1 protein-coding gene is annotated in these 370 nt (G+C 72.2%); it reads right to left on the bottom strand.

Features of this window, described 5'->3' with window-relative positions:
* The coding region (locus tag H5407_RS23725; RefSeq protein ID WP_404935659.1) for a BadF/BadG/BcrA/BcrD ATPase family protein at window positions 1-370 on the bottom strand (370 nt) is incomplete at both ends.

The following is a 370-nucleotide window of genomic DNA, read 5'->3' as shown; positions in this document are numbered from 1 at the left end:
CCCACGGCGCCACGATCGGCGCCATAGACGAAGGCGCGCGTGCTGGCCCAGTCGCTGCCGCCGATGGCGGCGAACAGCGCCTGCGCCAACGGCGACTGCTGGGTGCTGCCGGGCTGTTCGTCTTCCTGGCGCCAGATGGCGGCCAGTGCCTCGCGGGCGATCCAGTAGCCACCGCCCTCGTCGCCGAGGATGGGGCCGCGGCCACCGGCGCGCTGGAAGTGACCGTCGTGGTCGATGAAGGCGGCGATGGCGCCGGTGCCGGCATAGACCAGATAGCCCTCGCCCGGGGCAAAGGCGCTGAGGTAGGCGATCTCCATATCGCTGCCGCAGCGCATCTGGCGCGGCGACAGGCCCAGCGCCTGCGAGAGCA

Source organism: Mitsuaria sp. WAJ17 (assembly GCF_014174515.1).
Taxonomy (GTDB): domain Bacteria; phylum Pseudomonadota; class Gammaproteobacteria; order Burkholderiales; family Burkholderiaceae_C; genus Roseateles_B.
This window is presented reverse-complemented; position numbering and strand designations above follow the sequence as displayed.